This is a genomic window from Prosthecobacter debontii (genome assembly GCF_900167535.1).
GTDB classification, from domain to species: Bacteria; Verrucomicrobiota; Verrucomicrobiia; order Verrucomicrobiales; family Verrucomicrobiaceae; genus Prosthecobacter; species Prosthecobacter debontii.
Map to the genome: position 1 here is coordinate 19,698 of NZ_FUYE01000027.1, position 17,999 is coordinate 37,696.

The 17,999-nt window shown below is 59.2% G+C and carries 14 protein-coding genes and 1 tRNA gene; 13 read left to right on the top strand and 2 right to left on the bottom strand.

Translation table 11 applies throughout. From position 1 onward, the window contains the following. The first annotated feature begins 57 nt into the window (after positions 1–57). The 4 genes from B5D61_RS24360 (at position 58) to B5D61_RS24375 (ending at position 1,752) form a co-directional block, all read left to right on the top strand. A tRNA-Gln gene (locus tag B5D61_RS24360) sits at positions 58–131 on the top strand. A gap of 258 nt (positions 132–389) precedes the next feature. Continuing rightward, positions 390–890 carry a hypothetical protein gene (locus tag B5D61_RS24365; RefSeq protein WP_078816033.1) on the top strand — a complete coding sequence of 167 codons (501 nt, stop codon included), beginning with the start codon at positions 390–392 and terminating at the stop codon, positions 888–890. A gap of 63 nt (positions 891–953) precedes the next feature. After that, positions 954–1,049 carry a hypothetical protein gene (locus tag B5D61_RS24370; protein ID WP_078816034.1) on the top strand — a complete coding sequence of 32 codons (96 nt, stop codon included), beginning with the start codon at positions 954–956 and terminating at the stop codon, positions 1,047–1,049. Positions 1,050–1,305: 256 nt separating this feature from the next. Continuing rightward, positions 1,306–1,752 carry a PA2169 family four-helix-bundle protein gene (locus B5D61_RS24375; protein WP_078816035.1) on the top strand — a complete coding sequence of 149 codons (447 nt, stop codon included), beginning with the start codon at positions 1,306–1,308 and terminating at the stop codon, positions 1,750–1,752. 257 nt (positions 1,753–2,009) lie between these two features. Here the strand turns inward: B5D61_RS24375 and B5D61_RS24380 are convergent, their stop codons facing one another. Beyond that, positions 2,010–7,253, bottom strand: a complete 5,244-nt coding sequence (locus B5D61_RS24380; RefSeq protein ID WP_176159652.1) for a beta strand repeat-containing protein — start codon at positions 7,251–7,253, stop codon at positions 2,010–2,012. A gap of 333 nt (positions 7,254–7,586) precedes the next feature. Here B5D61_RS24380 and B5D61_RS24385 point away from each other — a divergent pair, with 333 nt between their 5' ends. The 9 genes from B5D61_RS24385 (at position 7,587) to B5D61_RS24425 (ending at position 16,601) form a co-directional block, all read left to right on the top strand. Then, on the top strand, positions 7,587–8,063 hold the full coding sequence (locus tag B5D61_RS24385; protein ID WP_078816037.1) for a nucleoside deaminase: 477 nt from the start codon (positions 7,587–7,589) through the stop codon (positions 8,061–8,063). Between the two features lie 176 nt (positions 8,064–8,239). After that, positions 8,240–9,211 (top strand): calcium/sodium antiporter, encoded by a 972-nt coding sequence (locus tag B5D61_RS24390; RefSeq protein WP_217699064.1) that lies wholly within the window; start codon positions 8,240–8,242, stop codon positions 9,209–9,211. Positions 9,212–9,516: 305 nt separating this feature from the next. Next, the gene (locus tag B5D61_RS24395; RefSeq protein WP_078816038.1) at positions 9,517–10,512 is read left to right on the top strand and encodes a DnaJ C-terminal domain-containing protein; all 996 of its coding nucleotides are present in this window, start codon (positions 9,517–9,519) and stop codon (positions 10,510–10,512) included. Positions 10,513–10,538: 26 nt separating this feature from the next. Further along, complete coding sequence (locus B5D61_RS24400) at positions 10,539–10,853, top strand: helix-turn-helix domain-containing protein (protein ID WP_078816039.1); 315 nt, start codon at positions 10,539–10,541, stop codon at positions 10,851–10,853. A gap of 42 nt (positions 10,854–10,895) precedes the next feature. Further along, on the top strand, positions 10,896–11,573 hold the full coding sequence (locus B5D61_RS24405; protein WP_078816040.1) for an immunity 17 family protein: 678 nt from the start codon (positions 10,896–10,898) through the stop codon (positions 11,571–11,573). Positions 11,574–11,672: 99 nt separating this feature from the next. Next, positions 11,673–12,290, top strand: a complete 618-nt coding sequence (locus B5D61_RS24410; RefSeq protein WP_078816041.1) for an HAD-IA family hydrolase — start codon at positions 11,673–11,675, stop codon at positions 12,288–12,290. A 104-nt stretch (positions 12,291–12,394) separates the two neighbouring features. Beyond that, positions 12,395–12,877, top strand: coding sequence for a UvrB/UvrC motif-containing protein (locus B5D61_RS24415; RefSeq protein ID WP_078816042.1), 483 nt, complete (start codon positions 12,395–12,397; stop codon positions 12,875–12,877). A 75-nt stretch (positions 12,878–12,952) separates the two neighbouring features. Next, positions 12,953–14,074: a protein arginine kinase gene (locus tag B5D61_RS24420; protein ID WP_078816043.1), complete on the top strand. Its 1,122-nt coding sequence runs from the start codon at positions 12,953–12,955 to the stop codon at positions 14,072–14,074. Continuing rightward, positions 14,067–16,601, top strand: coding sequence for an ATP-dependent Clp protease ATP-binding subunit (locus B5D61_RS24425; protein ID WP_078816066.1), 2,535 nt, complete (start codon positions 14,067–14,069; stop codon positions 16,599–16,601). The genes B5D61_RS24420 and B5D61_RS24425 overlap by 8 nt, the downstream gene beginning before the upstream one ends. Before the next feature lie 1,014 nt (positions 16,602–17,615). Here B5D61_RS24425 and B5D61_RS24430 read toward each other — a convergent pair. After that, a complete protein-coding gene (locus B5D61_RS24430; protein WP_078816044.1) occupies positions 17,616–17,975 on the bottom strand; it encodes a hypothetical protein in 360 nt (119 codons plus the stop codon). Between the last annotated feature and the right edge of the window lie 24 nt (positions 17,976–17,999).

Here is a 17,999-nt window from a genome sequence, read left to right on the forward strand (position 1 = left end):
GCATCCAGCAGTTGCGCGATGAGAATAGAGCGTTATTCTCACGACCCTCACCTTTTCTACCCCGTGGTGTAATGGTAACACAGGAGATTTTGGATCTCTTATTTAAGGTTCGAATCCTTACGGGGTAGCCACTCCAAAAGCCTCGCTCTCGCGGGGCTTTTTGCTTTCTCCCCTTCGTATTCAGGCCACGGAAGAGATTCAGGCGCGAGTTCGCTAGCACTCAAACTCAACATGCCGTTATTGCGTTTTCAGATATTTTCTATTCAGCGTTTGCCTAGCCAAACGTCTAGTAAATCAGGCTTTGGGAGGGTGCTTTCTTGGTTTATCTATCGCTGCTACTTTGGCAAAAATTTAAAACAGTGATCCGATAGGCATAGAAATTAAACCTTATGAACGATTGCGTAAGTGCCTTCACAGACTTGGCTGGTCTAATACTCCAATTCATCAGCACGGTGATCCTGGGTGTGGCTGGATGGTGGATCACTCGGGGGCAGTTGCAGCTTCAAAAACGCGAACTTGCGCTTAAGCTGCTACCGGAAAGACTGACGATCCGTGACAAGATCCAAGAGATGTTTTTTAAAGCAGGTGCTATAGCTGTCGTCGAAGACTATCGCACACTCTCCCGTGACTTTGGCGACCTTAAACCGCGGATACAATCCTTCTTTGGCCCCGATGTGAATTCTCTGTCGTTAGAAGTTTCGGAACATTTATTCCAAGCAGTGCTCACTGCCCAAACGCTGCATGATGAAACCGGAAAATCCATCATGAAGGCAGGTGAACAAAGAAATGAGGCGATAAAAAGAAGAGACGATCATCTTCGACGCGCCACTAGCTGTATGCCTGAGATGATCGACAAAATGATGATGTATCTCGAATTTCACGACCGCTGAAATGAACAATCAAGTCCAGTGCTTGATAGAGTCCTCCACCAACGCCCCACCGCCCATGCCGAGATGGTGGCTATCCGCCGCGCCTGCTGTGTCATCGGCCACTTCTCTCTGGAAGGCTGCACCGTCTATGCCAGTTGCGAGCCCTGTCCATATGCCTAGCTGGTCTTTATTGGGCCGCCTCTTTTACGCAGCCAGTCGGCACGATGCCGCCGCTGGGGTTTTGACGATGCCTTGCTCTAACGCGAAATCGCCCTGCCCGTCAACGAACTCCTCATTCCCACCCACCAACATCTCGCCACCGTGGACTAAGCCTCTCAGTATCAGGCTTTGCACGTGGCCTCACAACCCTGAGAAGAGCCATCTCAATTGATTTGACCCACGCATGGGCCGCAGGTGTCGCGATGAGAGGTTACCTATGAGCACGATCTCTACCCTCAATAACCTCATCGAAACCCTCAAAGACGGTCAGGCAGGCTTTCGCGCCGCCGCTGAAGACATCACGGATTCTCGGCTGAAGAAGCTGTTCAGCGAATACTCGCTCCAGCGCAGCCGCTTTGCCGGGGAACTGCAATCGCTGGTCCAGAGCCTGGGCGAGTCGGATCCTGCCAACAGCGGCTCCGTCGCCGGGGCTGTCCATCGGGGTTGGATCAACCTCAAAGCGGCCTTGATGAGCAAGGACGAACATGCCGTGCTGGCCGAGTGTGAACGCGGCGAGGACGTGGCTGTGGCGGCTTATCGCAAGGTGATGGACGATCCAGATCTGCCCGCCAACGTGCGAGCCACCGTGGAAAAGCAATTCGCTGAAGTGAAGACCACCCATGACCACGTGCGGAATCTCCGCGATAGCCTCGTGGCTCATTGATCCGTTCGATTCTTAGAGGCGGTCTGAAAAGTCCCGCGCAAGGAGTGTGACTTGCCAAAGTCACGGCTTGGGAAATGTCACGTTCTTCCTTTACACCGCATCCCGCGGCACGTGGCAAGTGCCGCTCCTTGAAATTGGACGTGCTGTCAGGCTATTTTCAGACAGCCTTTTAGACCTGCGAGCTTTGACCTCGCCCCCGCAAGAAACCCATTTTCCGCATCGCTCACCGGAGCTTGCTGAAAATGGGTTTTTCGTCGTTAGCAGCGCCCACGACGACGCCGGACGATGAGCCCGCCTAGACCGAGAACGAGCAGCAGCATGCGGGAGGGCTCAGGCACGACACTGACGGTGATGCTGAGAACGCCGTGACTGTAAAGCTGGCTCAGGTCCCAGGCCAGACCTTCACTGAGCGTGGGAAGCTCATAGCGAGTGAAGTTCCCGGTGAGACCGCTAAGGCCGGACCAGTCAAAAAGCCTCCAGCTATCCTCAGCGGCAAAAGCCGTCATACCGGTGGGATTACTGACCCGCAGTGTGATGTCCGTGCCAAGGGCCAAGCCGCCGGAAATAACGGCCAAATCGGCAGCCCCCGCCGTGAGAGTGTTGTCCCCAAATCCCGCGCCGGAGAAAAGATCGAAGGCAAAGATGGAGGCCGCCTGCAAGGAGAGCAAACCCGTGCCGGTGGTCGCCAGCGTGAGATCGGCTGCCTGGGGCGTGGAAAGGCTGGAATCCCCCACGCTCAACGTCGCCCCCGTAAGAACGATGGAGCCATGGATGGCAGGTGCGATCCGCCCGGTGCCCCCGAGCACGGCACCAGGACGAACGATGACGGAGCCCGTGCCGGTGGCTGAACTGAGAGAGGAGGCATTGTTGGCCAGAAGCGTGCCGGATTGAACCAACGTAGAAGCATAGGTGTTCAGGTCACTGGTCAGGCGAGTGATGCCGCTAGGCAGGTTATCAATGCGCAGGGTGCCACTGCCCGTGATGGCCTGATCGAGGGTCAAGGTGCCGCTGCGCCGAGTGCTGAGAATGGACGTGGGGGCGACCAGAGTGATGGCGCTCCCAGCGACGCTGCCCGTGCTACCGCCATTGCCGAGCTGAAGTAGCCCATTCGTCACCGTGGTGCCGCCGCTGTGGGGACTATCGCCCGTGATGATCCAGGTGCCAGTGCCGAGTTTTTCCACCGAGGTAGCGGCGTTTGGCGCGTCGCTGATGCCGACGATTTCATTGGCCCCGGTGTTCGTGCCACCGAGACGGAACTGGCGGGTCGCGGTGTTGGCTCCCGTGGCGGTGAAAGCGGTGGTGAACTTGACGCTGCCCGTGCCGGTGTTTTCCAGCACCGCGCTCACTTCTGTGATTTGGGTCACGGTGTCGTTGTTATGAATGCGGATCTCCCGATTGGTGCTGGAGTCAGTGCTGCCGATGTAACGTAAGACGGAGGTGGCAATGGCCGTGCCGCTGCTGACTTCATGCGCACTCATTTCAATGATGCCCGCATCCGCATCCCGGTCGCCTTTCCCCAAAGAACTGGCGAATCCGACATCCGCCAGGAGGGTAGCCTCGATGGTGCCGAGGAGCATGGACGTCTTACCCTTGTAGGTATTGGCAGGCCCCAGAGTCGCAATCAACGCCCCTGTGGTTGGCGAGACCCCGGCGATGGTGCGGAAGTTGAGGTTGTCTTCATTGACCCCATCCCCACCCAACCTGCCATTGCGGAAATCGCTGGCCACCGTGTTGTTATCCAAGGTGAAGGTGGAGTAGGCCGTGGAGCCTCCGACCACGGCATTGCCGGTGCCTGTGCCATCGATGCGCAGCCAATCCAGAGCCACCGAGACCGCCGTGCTGCCATCGCCAAGTTTCAAGACGCCGCTGTTCGCCCCAGACCCCAGCGTGATTTCGCCCGAGGCCGAGATATTGCCTGAGCGAATGTGCAGCATGCCCTCCAGCACGCGGGTGGTTCCGGCATAGGTATGGTTGACCGTATCCAAATAAACGGTGCCTGGCCCACCTTTGGTGAAGCTGGTAGTCGTCGAGACAGCACTATTGGCAATCACAGAACTGATGGCCAGACCCGCAGCCGTGTTGTTTTGAATGATGAGGAGTTCGCCCGTGGTGCTGCTGGTACCGGTGGAACTGCTGCGCAGGGTGCCGCCGCTGATGGTGGTCTCAAAGGCACCGGCTTCCGGCCCGACCAAGATCCCGCCCGTGGAGAGAATCTTGCCTGAGGCGATGCTGAGAGCGCTGCCGCCAGAGGTATTAAATCGCAGGCTATTGATGGTCAGCGACTCCGGCACGCTGGCGGTCGAGGTGGTGACATCGGCATGTCCGGAAAGGGTTCCGCCCGTCGAGGTCGTGGTGGTGTAGCCTCCGCCAGGGAGAGTGGACAGACCCACGATATTGCGGACACCCCCGGAGAGGGCTCCCGTCGCAGCCCAGTCACTGCTGCCCACGGTGGCAAAGAGCATGGAGTCAAACATGAGCGCTGTATTATCCGTGCCGCCAGTCGTGGTCAGGGTGCCCGTGCCCGGGGTGAAACGCAGACTGCCGCCGATATTGGGGCGCCCAATCGCCCCCAGGGCGAGGTTCACATTCGTGCCGCCGTTTTGCACCACCCGGATCTCCGATTGACCGATGGCCACCGTGACTGCGCCAAAGGTCTGCGTGACACTGGCCGCGCTGCGCCCGGTGAGCTGGAGAACCCCACCGCTAAGGGTCATCGCCATGCCGGAGCCGACCATGTTTCCCGTGACCGTGCCTGCGGAGTAGTCCAGGTTCAAGATGCCGCCATTGGCCGTGAGGCTGCCATTCAGCGTGGTGCTGGCGGCCTTGATGTTGGCCGTGCCATTGCCCGTCTTGAGCAGACTGAGAGTGCCAGTCGAAGTCTTGGCGATGGGGTCGGCAAAATTGAGGGTGCCATTGCCTGCCAGGGTGAGGGTCAGCGTGGCACTGCCTGCATGCTGGACCGCATTGCCCGAGGCCACATCGAAATTCAGCGTGGACCCAGCCTCGGCCTGGAGCCGCAGACTGGCGGAGAGAGTGATGACCCCAGCCAGTGTATTGCTACCCGTGAGACTGCGGATGGCCCCCTGCGTGGCGATCCCCGTGCCGCCCACCGTCATGGTCTTCGCCGCCGTGATACCACCGGACAATTCTAAAGCAGCCCCGCTGGCAATGGTGACGCTACCGGCCCCACCCATGGCATTGCTATGACCTACGCGCAGGATGCCTGCATTCACGGTGATGGCTCCCGTATTCACGCTGTTATCTCCATTCAGCACCAGGGCACCCGTGCCTTCCTTCGTGATGGTGCCCGCCACGATGTTCAGCCTGCCATTGATGACGATGTCCCCATTGCCACTGAAGATCATCGGCATACCCGCGCCATTGATCGCATTGCTGGTGGGGAGCCCTGCCACAGGGGCAAAGGTGAGCGTGCCTGATTCCGAATGAATGCGCCCATTGGTGAGGGCTTGGACTTCAGTCGTGATCGTGTTGTTGCCACTGACATTGCGCAGAGCCCCCGCCGTGCCGCCGACCCCGCGCCCGGCAAAGATGATCCTCTCCGCGGTGGTGATGTCGCCCGAGAAAAGCAAAGATGCACCTGTCAGGATCTGTGTATAAGAGGCGCTGGCAGAGCTCCCCAGGGCGTTCGCATGGCTGATCTCCAAACTGCCACTGCTGAGGATCGTCTGGCCCGTGTAAGTATTCGCCGCCGTGAGGGCCGAGACTCCTGTGCCATTGACCAGCAAAGTCACCGCCCCACTGCCATTGTTCTCGATCACCGAGTTCACCGTCAGGCGGCTATTGGAAAGGTTCGTCAATAAGACCTGCCCAGCCGTATTATCAGCCCCCCCTGCGGTCAGTTTACCCCCGCTGAGCGTGAGATTGCGCGCGCCTGTGACGATCTGGATGCCACCTGCCGTGCCGAGGCGCAGCGTCCCACCCCCGGCGGAAACGGTGCGATCCACCCAGGTATCCGTCATGGAAAGCGTGTTCACGGTGACCGTGCCCGCCCCCTGAGTGACGTCAGCCGTGGAGGCATTGCCGATGCGCAGGTTTGCCACCGGAGCCTCCGACAACGCCGTGCCGGTTTGATGGACCGTATCCCCGGTAAATCCGGTGAGCACGCCGGCCGGAGCTGCCGCCCAGGAGGCACTGCCATCCGCGGCTGTAAAGGTGGCCCAAGCCCCCAAGAAAGCCGAGGGCGTGCTGGTGGTGATGCTGCCGCTGACGGGTGCCTTCACCGACAGCAGCCCATTGCCCGTGCGGCTGATGCTGCCCAGGGTCAGGTTCACCGTGCCGCCGGAACCAGAGATCAGCTCGATCTCCGATAGATTCTGAGCCACCGTCACATTGCCAAATCTTTGGTTATTCACCGTGCCATCCTTGCCTTGTAATCGCAGCACCGTCACCGTGCCATGTCCCCCGAACAGGTTCAACGCCCCTGCCGCCACCGCCGTGTTGCTGTAAAAGATGTTCGACTCCGGTGCCCCAGTGGCATTGAAGGCCAACACATTCAGCCCCCCTTCAGAGGCCGCAAGGGCTGTGGGAAAATTGGGGGTTACCGCACGGCCAAAATTCGTCGCTCCGGTGTAGGTATTTGCCGCCGTGTAAGTCATCGAGAGCGGAGCCGTTGCCGTCGTGGGGAGCAGCGCCGTGCGAGTGAAGGCAAAGCTGCCGCCATCCTCCACGATCGGGGCCGTGATGGAGGAATTGACGACGTTCGTATGCGTATGGACACGGGCATCTCCCGCCAGTGTGATGCCACCGGATAAAACGACTGAGGAAGTCGCATCCAGCCGGATGGCTCCCCACTCGGTCGTTCCGCCTGAACCCGCGATGCGGAAAGGTGTGCTGTAGGTGCCACCGGCGGAGGGGATATGCGCTACCGAATTCGACTCAATCACCACCTCCGACACATTGGGAAACACCGAGGCCGAACCGAAGCTGAGGAAGATGCCACCGTTCTGCCCCTTAGCCGTCAGCGGCCCCGTCAGGTCCGTATTCACCGCTGTAAACCGAGCATACCCGATGCTCGTGCCACTGGACTTTTGCACCGCTAAGTTCGTGGCAATGACAGGAAGCTGGAAATTGATCGCCGTGGTATTGACACTGCTGCCCGAGGTGGCCCCATTGGCGATATTGATCACCGGCGCACTGCCAGTGAGACTCAGCGTCCCGCTACCCGTTGTGACAAAGGCATAGGCCTGCGTGCTGGTGGTGGGGGCGGCACTGAGCGCCAAAAAGTTCAGCCCCGTCGCCGAGATCGCCGTGTTGATCGTGATATTGCCCCCGGCAGCACTGCTGCTGCTGCCAAACTGAGCCACTGCATTGTCCCAGGCCTTGTTACTCAAGCTCACGGCATCCCACCAGTTTTCAGTCGTCGCATCCCAGACCCCAGCGCCATTTTGCGCTCCCGTGCTGCCGGTATTTGCATCGAAGATGAGCTCAGCCATTCCCGGGGTCGCGGTAGAGAAAAGCAAGGAGACAAGGAATCGTTTCATGGGTTGCACGGTGTAGCCGCCCGCTCGCATCGAGACCGTGGACATCCCGGCACAACACAAGGCTGTTTCACAGGTCTAACCAAAGGGGGGTAAAACGGGGGGCTAAGGCCTCACCAAGCAACGTCCATGCCGTCAAATGCCGCCAAACCTCGATGCAGCACAATCGTATCGGAATCCATCAGCAGCGGTGCAAGCACGAGTCGTTAGGCCATCTGCATCGAAGATGGCCAAGCCTCAGTTCGCATGTTAGACTGCGATTGAACTGGATGAGAGCGCTAGGAAACGGCCGCACTCCGCCACGCGAAACGAAACGCACCTTTGCTGAAATTTGCCATGACGACCCATGACCAACGCCTGTTGCGCCTTGCCATTCACCTCGCCCAGGAAAATCTCACCACCGGCGTAGGCGGCCCTTTCGGGGCAGTCATTGCACGAGGCACGGACATCCTCGCCACGGCCAGCAATGAAGTCACCTCCACCAACGATCCCACGGCCCATGCCGAAGTGGTGGCCATCCGCCAAGCCTGCCTGTCCATCGGCCATTACTCGCTGGCCGGTTGCATCCTGTATGCCAGTTGTGAGCCCTGCCCCATGTGCCTAGCAGCCACCTATTGGGCACGTATCGATCGCCTCTATTACGCGGCCAGTCGGCACGATGCCGCCGAGGCGGGGTTCGACGATGAGTTCCTCTACCGCGAACTCGTGCTGCCTGTGAACGAACGCATCATCCCCACTCACCAACAGCTCGCCAGCGAGGGAGCCGCCATCTTCACCGCTTGGAGTGCGAAGACGGATAAGGTCATGTATTGAGCACAGCTCAAAACGAGCTGCATCACAGACCGCGCGCCCATCCAACAAAGGAGGATTTATTTGCTTTACCGAACCTGTGTAAGTCGAATGTCCCTGGCCAGCGCAGGGCTGAAACGACGCGCCACCGCATGGGGGGACAGACATCGCAGCATGACAAACCAGGACGTCTCTGCTACATGCCCGCTCATCCGGCTATGCTCACCTCCCTGCTCTTTATTCTTCTCGGCCTTGTCCTGTTGTATTTCGGCGGGGAGGGGCTGGTGCGGGGGAGTTCGTCTCTGGCTCTGCGATTGGGACTAACGCCGCTGGTGGTGGGGCTGACGGTGGTGGCCTTTGGCACGAGTGCGCCGGAGTTGGTGGTGAGCATCAAGGCAGCGCTGGATGGTCAGGGGGCCATTGCGATTGGCAACGTGCTAGGCTCAAACGCGCTCAATGTCGGCCTGATCCTAGGGCTGACGGCGCTGATCTGCCCCCTGGCAGTGCAGCTCCAGATCCTACGCATCGATGCCCCCATCATGGTCGCCGTCTCCTTGCTCGCAGGCTGGGTCCTGGCCGATTTGCAAGTGAGTCGTGAGGAGGGCGTCTGCCTTGTCCTGGGCCTGATCGGTTACGTGATCTTCACGGTGATATATGCCAAGCGGGTGCAAGAGCCGGTGGCCGTCGTGGTTGAGTATTCCGAAGCCTTACCTCCACCGAGGGGCAGTGTCTGGCGGGATGTGGTCTTCGTCCTGGGCGGCCTGGCCCTGCTGGTCGCGGGTTCGCGCTTCATGGTGGATGGCGCCGTCAGTTTGGCGCGCCTCTTTAACATTAGCGAGGCGGTGATCGGCTTGACCATCGTGGCCGCTGGCACCAGCATGCCGGAACTGGTGACCTGCGTGGTCGCTGCCCTGAAAAAGGAGCCGGACATCGCGCTGGGAAACATCATTGGGTCGAATATTTTCAATATTCTCGGCATCCTTGGTGGTGCTGCTTTGACCCGCCCCCTCCAGGGCGGGGGTATCCAGATGACCGATATTTATGTCACTGTCGCGTTTGCCATTATCCTCGTGCCAATCCTGCGCACCGGGACTAAGCTGATGCGCTGGGAGGGGGCACTGCTGCTGGCCGCCTACATGGGCTACATGGCGTGGCTGTGGCCCAAGCCGTGAAGCTCACTCCTACTCGACGTGACCGTTTCGACGAGGAGTTCCTGGACCGCGAACTCGTGCTGATGGTGCCTGAGCGCAGCCTTCGTTACCCAGCCGAGTCTGATCCTGAAAGGAGCCCAGGTCTTCTCCGACTGGGTCGCCGATGTGGATAAGGTGCCTTACTGAGCTTCCTTTGGCATTCTTGACGCGTAGAACTGCTGGAGACGAAGTTCAGCCTTGTCAGACGCGGTCGTTGGCTTTTGCATGGATAGGGCAAGCTTTCAGCGAGCGTGTCTCACTCAGAGCTTCGTGTCTTTTCGCAACCTATGTCTGTCGAATTCCAAGACTACTACGCCACGCTCGGTCTCTCCCGCGAGGCCAGTGAGGATGAGATCAAAAAAGCCTTTCGCAAACTGGCCCGGCAATACCATCCCGACGTCGCTCAGGACAAACCAGCGGCTGAGGCCAAGTTCAAAGAGATCAACGAAGCCTATGAAGTGCTGAGTGATCCCGAGAAACGCAAGAAATACGATCTGCTCGGGGCACACTGGCGGGATGCGGAGAACGGCATGCCTCCGCCACCGCCTCGGCAGTCTCGCCGACGCGCCCAGGCCGGTGTGCCGGAGCCAGAGTTCCACTTCGGCGGCACCGGGTTCAGCGATTTCTTCGAGCAGTATTTCAGTGGCGGCACCCGCTACGGCTTCCCGGAGGATGATCCTGGCGGATTTCAATACAGCTACACCCAGGGTGGCCAGCCGCGCGCACGCCGGGGCAGTGACATCGAGGGAGACATCCTCGTCACCCTCCACGAGGCCATGCACGGCACCGTGCGGCCCATCTCCATGCAGAGTGTCAACCCGCAGACGGGGCAGGTGGAGACCACCGAATTTCAAGTGCGCATCCCCCCGGGAGCGACCGATGGCCGCCGCATCCGCGTGCCCGGTCATGGCGAACCAGGGCAAGGGGGAGCCCCCGCAGGCGATCTCTTCCTGCGGGTGCGCCATGCTACGCATCCCAACTTCAGCAGTCGCGAGGCCGATATCTATTACGAACTCGACATTGCCCCCTGGGAGGCTGTGCTCGGGGCGGAGATCGTCGTGCCCACCCTGGATGGTTCCATCAAACTGCGCATCCCTGCCGGGGCCGAAAATGGCCAGAAACTGCGGGCGAAAAACCGAGGCCTTCCAAAAGGTAAAACCGGTGAACGCGGAGACTTCTACGTGGTGCTGAATGTGCAACTGCCCACCACGCTCTCCAGTGAAGAGCGCACGCTCTGGGAAAACCTGCGCGCCACCTCCAGCTTCCGGCCCCGAGCCTCTTAACCTCCAGCACGCCTGCCCTGAACCTCATGAGCTCAGCCCACTCCTCCCCCCTGCCCTACGAAAGCGCAGAGACCGAGACCCGCTACAGCCTGGAAGTCATCGCCGAACTCACCGGCGTGGATACCGCCACCATCCTGCATTACCGGGAAGCCGGATTCATCCCGCCAGCGGAAAGATCGCCCGCCAGCCAAGCCATCTTCGATCAAGAGGACCTGCGCCAGCTCCGCCGCATCGAGCACCTGCGCGCCAACTGCGCCGTCAATGATCAAGGCCTGCGCCTGATCTTGAATCTACTGGATGAGGTCGAGTCCCTGAGGCAGCAGGTGCGGCAGCGGTGGTGAGAAAACCATGCTCACTCACGAGCCAATCCATCCGTCTAGCCAATGGATTCCATCACCTTCCTCACCGCTTTTTTAGTCGCAGGCGGCGCTTTCACCTTCTGGTGTTCTCTGAAAAACGACGACTGGTTCTTCAACTTCCCCGGCCCCTCGCAGGCCTTGATTTTGGTCTTGGGGCGCCCCGCGGCACGGATCTTCTACCTCCTCTTCAGCCTCGTGCTGCTCGGGTGGGGAGTCGTTCGCATGGTGGACCCACCCCGCCGGATTCCTGTGGCCTTTATCGATGAAGTCGCCCGACCTGGAGGCGTGAACCTCACGGATGGATCGAAGGCTCTCCCCGAGCTTCATCAAAAGCGGGCGGAAATCCGCCACCTGCAAACCGATGCCACGGGCTGGACGTCCTTTTGGTGGCCCTTGCATCGCAACCTGCCCTATTTTGCAGACGCGCGAGATAGCAGCCTCGCCGGACCGGACTTTTCGGAAGGCTTTCACTTTCGCAAACGCTCAGTGGGAAACCTCATGGTGGAAGGTCGGGTGCTCTACTTCGATGCCAATCGGGTGAGTTGCGACAATTGGTTGTTCTCCTCGCACCCTCTTTCCTCCGCCGCCTTTGCCGTGGTCATCTGCACGCCTGAAGCCTCTCAAGCCAATGGTTTCAGCGAGAGTCTGGCCGTGTTTTACTGCCGCGCCAACACGCCCCTTTACCAACGGCTCTTTGACTGAGAATCCAGGCGTCGGCTCGACTGAGTTTGATCGCCGGCTCTTCCTCGCGTCACCCATTCGTCGCTTGACCTTTCGGTCTCTGCCCCGACTTCCTCCCCCATGCCCGGTCCTGTCCTGCTCTCTGATATTGGCAATGTTTTGACCTTCTTCGACTTCAGCGTCGCGGCCCAGCGTGTCGCGGAGCGCAGCCCATATCCAGCGGAGGCACTCTCCGCTCGGCTGGATCACATCAAACTGCCGTTTGAGAATGGCGACATGGATGACGACACCTTTGTGGCCGAGGCCATCGCGGCGCTGGAATTTGCGGGCACCCAGGAAGACTTTGAGACCATCTGGTGCGAGATCTTCACCGAGAACCTCGCCATGAAAAGCACGCTGGAGCCTCTGGTGGGCAAGGTGCCCATGAAGCTGCTGTCCAATACCAGCGGCCTACATAAAAATTACCTGCTGAGCACCTATGACATCTTCCGCCCTTTCAGCGGCGGGGTGTATTCGTATTCAGCCAAGTGCAGCAAGCCGGGTGAAGAGATCTTTCGCGTGACCATTGAGGAACTGGATCTCGATCCGGCGCAGACCTTTTACATCGATGATCTGGAGGCGAACATTGCCACAGCCAAGCGGCTCGGTTTCCAAACGCATCACTACCATCACGAGCGCCATGCAGGGCTGGAAAAAGAACTCGCAGCCTGGGCGCAGAAACACGGACTCACGGCGTGATGAAGGGGTGGTTGACGTGAGATTCTACGTGCCCTAGCTGTTCCTCTGGCACGCGCCGTGCGTATAACATGGTAAAGGCCCATCAAGCCGGAATCTCCACCTCTATGAAATGTGACGTTTGCGATAGTGAAGCCACCGTGTTTCTGACCCAGATCATCAATGGGCAGATGACCACGGTGAACCTTTGCGATGCCTGTTCTAAGGCCAAAGGGGTCACGGACGAAATGGGCTTTGGGCTCGCTGAGGCTTTCCTGAGCCAAGCTCCGCCCCCCATCACGGCAGATACTTCATGCCCGACCTGTGGCTTCACGGCAGCTCAGCTGAAAAAGATCGGCCGCATGGGCTGCCCGGAATGCTATCACACCTTCCGCGACGGGCTGGATGGCCTGCTGAAGTCCATGCACAAAGGCACCCGCCACATCGGCAAAGTGCCGCACCGCATCGTCACCCGCAATGCCCTGGTGGGCAACATCGGCCACCTGCGCGAGGAGCTGGCCAATGCGGTGCGTGATGAACGCTATGAAGACGCAGCGCGCCTGAAAACCGAGATCGATCTTCTCCAGGCGAAGCTGCCGTCTCCTCCCTGATTTTTGTCACTTCTTTTCTGCCCTGCGTCTGTTCGAACAAACAGGGCGTTTACTCTCTCTAACGAATCATCCCCGATGCGATTCTCGACCCTCATCAAACACCCGGCTGACTGGATGAAAGGCAGCGGGCTGCACTCCGATGTCGTCATGACGTCCAGGGTCCGTCTTGCCCGCAATCTGCGCGGCTTCACTTTCCCCGGCTACTCCGCCGAGCGGCAGCGTGTGGAAATCCTGGAACTGGCCCGCCCCTGTGTGGAGTCCCTGCCTGAAATGGCGGAAGGATACAGCGAGGAATACAGCGGCCTGAGCAAGATCCGCAAGCAGGTGCTGGTGGAGCGTCACCTCGTCAGCCGTGAACACGCGGCGCGGTCCGCAGGCTGTGCCGTGGTGGTGGATCGCAAGCAGAGCCTCTCCATCATGATCAATGAGGAGGATCACTTCCGCATCCAGGGCATCCGGGCTGGTCTCAATCTGCGCAGCGCTTACCAACTCGTGGATAAAGCGGACACGGAGCTGGAGGCCATGCTGCCGTATGCCTACGACGACAAGCTGGGCTACCTGACCGCCTGCCCCACGAACCTGGGCACGGGCATGCGTGCCTCGGTGATGCTGCACCTGCCGGCGCTGGTGCTCTCGGAGCAGATCAACCCCGTCATCAAAGCCGTGGGCAAGATCGGTCTCGCCGTGCGCGGTTTGTATGGTGAAGGCACCGAGGCGCTGGGCAATCTCTTCCAGATTTCCAATCAGCACACGCTGGGTGAAAAAGAAGGCGAGATCATCGCCCAGATCGAAAAAGTCATCGAGCGCGTGGTCAGCTCTGAAAACAACGCCCGCCAAAAGCTGCTGGAGGATAACCCCACCATGCTGAATGACCAGGTGGGTCGGGCTTTTGCGATTTTACGCTACGCCCACATTTTGACATCGAAAGAGGCCCTCAACCTGCTTTCCCTTCTCCGCTTGGGCGCAGATCTCGATCTCGTCCCCAACTGCGACCGGAGTCTGCTCGACATGCTCTTACTCGAAATCCAACCTGCCCATCTCCAGCTTAGCGCTGAGCGTGAGCTCTCCCCTGAGGAGCGGGATGTCCGCCGCGCGGAAATTACCCGGGCGAGGTTGCAAACTCTGACCGGACCTTCTACCGTTTCCTCAATCAACCAACCCTCAGAGGAAAAACCCTCTGATTCCAATGATGAATAACTTTACCCCACGCGCCCAGCAGGTCCTGGCCCTGGCCAGGAAAGAAGCAGATCGCTTCAACCATAACTATGTCGGCACGGAGCACTTGCTTCTGGGCCTGATCAAACTCGGTCAAGGCGTGGCGGTCAACGTCCTGACTAAACTCGGTCTGGATCTCGAAACCGTGCGTCTCCAGGTGGAGCAGCAGGTCGGCTCCGGTCCTGAGACCAAGATGGTGGGCAACATCCCCTACACGCCCCGCGTGAAGAAGGTGCTGGCCCTGGCAAGCAAGGAAGCCAAAGCCCTCAACCACAGCTATGTCGGCACGGAGCACATCCTGCTCGGCCTGCTGCGCGAGGGGGAAGGTGTCGCTGCCCAGGTGCTGCGCAATCTGGACATTAATCTGGATAAAGCCCGCAACGAAATCCTGAAAGAGCTCGACCCCAACTTCACCAGCAGTGCTGAAGAGGAGGACGAAGACTCCGAACCCGTCTCCCCAGCCGGTGGTGGCGAAGAGGATAAGAAGAAGGGCAAGAAAAACGAGAAGACTCCCGCCCTGCGCGCCTTTGGTCGTGACCTCACTGAGGTGGCCCAAAAAGGCGAGATGGACCCTGTCATCGGACGCACGGAAGAGATCGCCCGCGTCATCCAGATCCTCTGCCGCCGCACCAAGAACAACCCCGTGCTCATCGGTGAAGCCGGTGTGGGTAAGACCGCCATCGTGGAAGGTCTGGCCCAGGAAATCGCCGCCGGTAACGTGCCTGAGATCCTGCGTGATAAGCGCGTGATCACGCTCGACCTCGCCCTCATGGTGGCAGGCACCAAGTATCGCGGTCAGTTCGAGGAGCGCATCAAGGCCGTGATGGACGAGATCCGCCGCGCCAAGAACGTCATCCTTTTCATCGATGAAATGCACACCATCGTCGGTGCCGGCTCCGCCGAAGGCACCATGGATGCCAGCAACATCATCAAGCCCGCCCTCAGCCGTGGCGAGCTCCAGGTCATCGGTGCCACCACGCTGAACGAGTATCGCAAATACATCGAGAAAGACTCCGCCCTGGAACGCCGCTTCCAGCAGGTGAAGGTCGAGGAGCCCTCCGTGGAAGATGCCATCCAGATCCTCATGGGTCTGAAGGGCAAATACGAGATGCACCACAAGGCGAAGTATGCCGAGAACGCCATCACTTCCGCCGTGAAGCTCAGCTCGCGCTACCTCACCGCCCGCTTCCTGCCGGATAAGGCCATCGACATCATGGACGAAGCCGGTGCCAAGGCTCGCATCGCTGCGATGACCCGCCCACCGGAACTGAAAACCATTGAGGCTGAGATCGAATCCATCCGCGTGGAGAAAGAAACCGCCATCAAGGATCAGGACTTCGAGAAAGCTGCCCGCCTGCGCGACAGCGAGAAGAACACCAAGAAGAAATACGACGATATCCTGGAAACCTGGCGCCAGAACAACACGGAGCGCATCGTCAATGTCTCCGAGGATGACATCATGGCCGTGGTCTCCAAATGGACCGGCGTGCCGCTCCAGCGCATGGAGACGGCCGAAGCCCAGAAACTGCTCAAGATGGAGCAGGAACTGAAGGGCAAGGTCATCGGCCAAGACGAAGCCGTCGTGGCCATCAGCAAGGCTCTGCGCCGCTCACGCGCCGACCTTAAAGATCCACGTCGCCCCATCGGCTCCTTCCTCTTCCTCGGCCCTACCGGGGTGGGTAAAACCTTCCTGGCCAAAAACCTGGCCGAGTTCATGTTCGGCAGCAGCGAGGCTCTCATCCAGCTCGACATGTCCGAATACATGGAGAAACACACCGCTAGCCGTCTCATCGGGGCCCCTCCCGGGTATGTCGGTTATGAAGAAGGTGGCCAGCTCTCCGAGGCCGTCCGCCGCCGTCCTTACAGCGTCGTGCTTTTTGACGAGATCGAAAAAGCGCACCCGGATGTCATGAACCTCCTGCTCCAGATCCTGGAAGAAGGTCAGGTCACCGACAACTTCGGTCGCAAGATCGACTTCCGGAACACCATCGTCATCCTCACCTCCAACGTCGGTGCGGAGACGATCAAGAAGCAGTCCAGCCTTGGCTTTGCCGCCATGGCCCAGAACGAAGCCGACAACGACAGCATCAAGGGCAAGCTCAGCGAAATGGCGAAGAAGTTCTTCAAGCCTGAGTTCCTGAACCGCCTGGATGACCTCATCGTCTTCCGCATGCTGGAGAAAACCGAGCTGGCCAAGATCGTAGATCTGGAAGTCAACAAGGTGGTCGCCCGCCTCAAGACCCGCAACATCCACATCACGCTGGACGAAGCTGCGGTCGAGTTCCTCATGAAGGAAGGTTACGACCCTCAATACGGTGCCCGCCCAATGCGCCGCGCCGTCGAGAAGAACATCGAAGACCCGCTGGCCGAGCACCTCCTGAGTGGCAACATCCAGGAAGGTGATCAGGTCAAAGTCACCTTCGATGCCGAAACCAAGCGCCTCAAATTCGCCGCCGAAAATCCGGTGCGCGAAGTGGCCGAAGTTTCCTCCGAAAACAGCGAAGGCTGATTGGATCAGGTCTAAACCCCTTGCATTCTTTACCCCTCACAAACGGGCCGCTCACCAGCGGCCCGTTTTTTGTGGGGTTGTCGTGGGGTGATAGGCGAGGAGGGCGAATCGATGTGGTCCGCACACTCCGTGTGCGGGTTACTGCGTGGAAGACGGATGAAGTTATCGCTGTCTCCGACTCAGCAGTCCACGAGGCAAGCTCAAGCATCCTCATGAATGCACATTGGTAAGATGCTTCGTTATACCAATCTGACGAAATAATACCAACCTGATGAAATAATGAGTTAAATTCGTGGGCTAGATCGAGTCCGCTCCTCACTCCAGCTCTTTCGCGGCGCGAAAGGTGAGGTGGGGGGCGTCAGAGTCCTGTTTCTACCCTTTCATTTTCATCAGGGGCTCAGACATCTGCGCGGCCTGAAGGGCCGCAGGATTCAGCCCAGGCCGCAAGGCCTGGGAAACCCCGAGCGCCGTCGATTTACCCACGTCGCGCTCTGAAGGAGCGCGGGAACGGGCGGCACGTTTTCACCTCCCATTCCCTCTCTCGCGACCCTTCAGGCCGCGACTTTTGAGAGGTGGGCCTCTTCTCACCCACCCAGGGCTTGCTTCGCTTCGCCCTGGGCTGAATCCGGCGGTCCTTTGGACCGCAAGGCCCTCTTATTCCCGCCTGACGAAATAACGCTTCACATTCATTCGTGGGGTGGGCAGTGGGCTGAAATGTTTTACCACTTTAAATTTCACTTTGGTATAAAGAGCGAAATTCTGCTCTTGTAATTAGCCTAGCACCCTTTGAGCTTGGCGGCTCCGCAGCCCCGCAAGTGGGGCGAGGCAGAACGTCTTTTACAGCTCAATAGGGCTCCAAACGATAGTCCCTCTCCCTCAGGGAGAGGCTAGGCTAGGTGAAGGTGCGCTTTGGAGCCTATTAAGCTAAATGACCGTGGGGTGAAGAGTCGGTGTGCACACTAGCTGCTTGCAGCCTCAAAGCCGTGAAACAAACAAGCTTACTTGGAGCTTCCCCTATCGCCTCAACCAAGCCTGACACTCGGCTCGATCTTCCTCGGCAGCCTTCTCCTGCTCAAGAGCCGGTGTGGATCGCCCTGGCCACGTGAGCTCGGCATAACGGCGGTATTCGGCGGCCACGAGCACATCACGATAATCCGAGCATGCTGTCGTGGTGCAGGACTCCACTTTCTCGATATCGCCTTGAGCCATCTTGAGGATCGCTAAATGAACCCGATCAGGTTCACGCTGCCAATCCGCCTCTCCATATCGACTTAGAATCGCGTTCACTCGCGCCACCTGATTGGTGCCAAAATCACGCCGGATGATGCGATGGACATCGTCCTTCGTGATCTTCGGGCACGGCTGTGCAGTCATTGGAGTGGCCGCTGACGAAGCGGT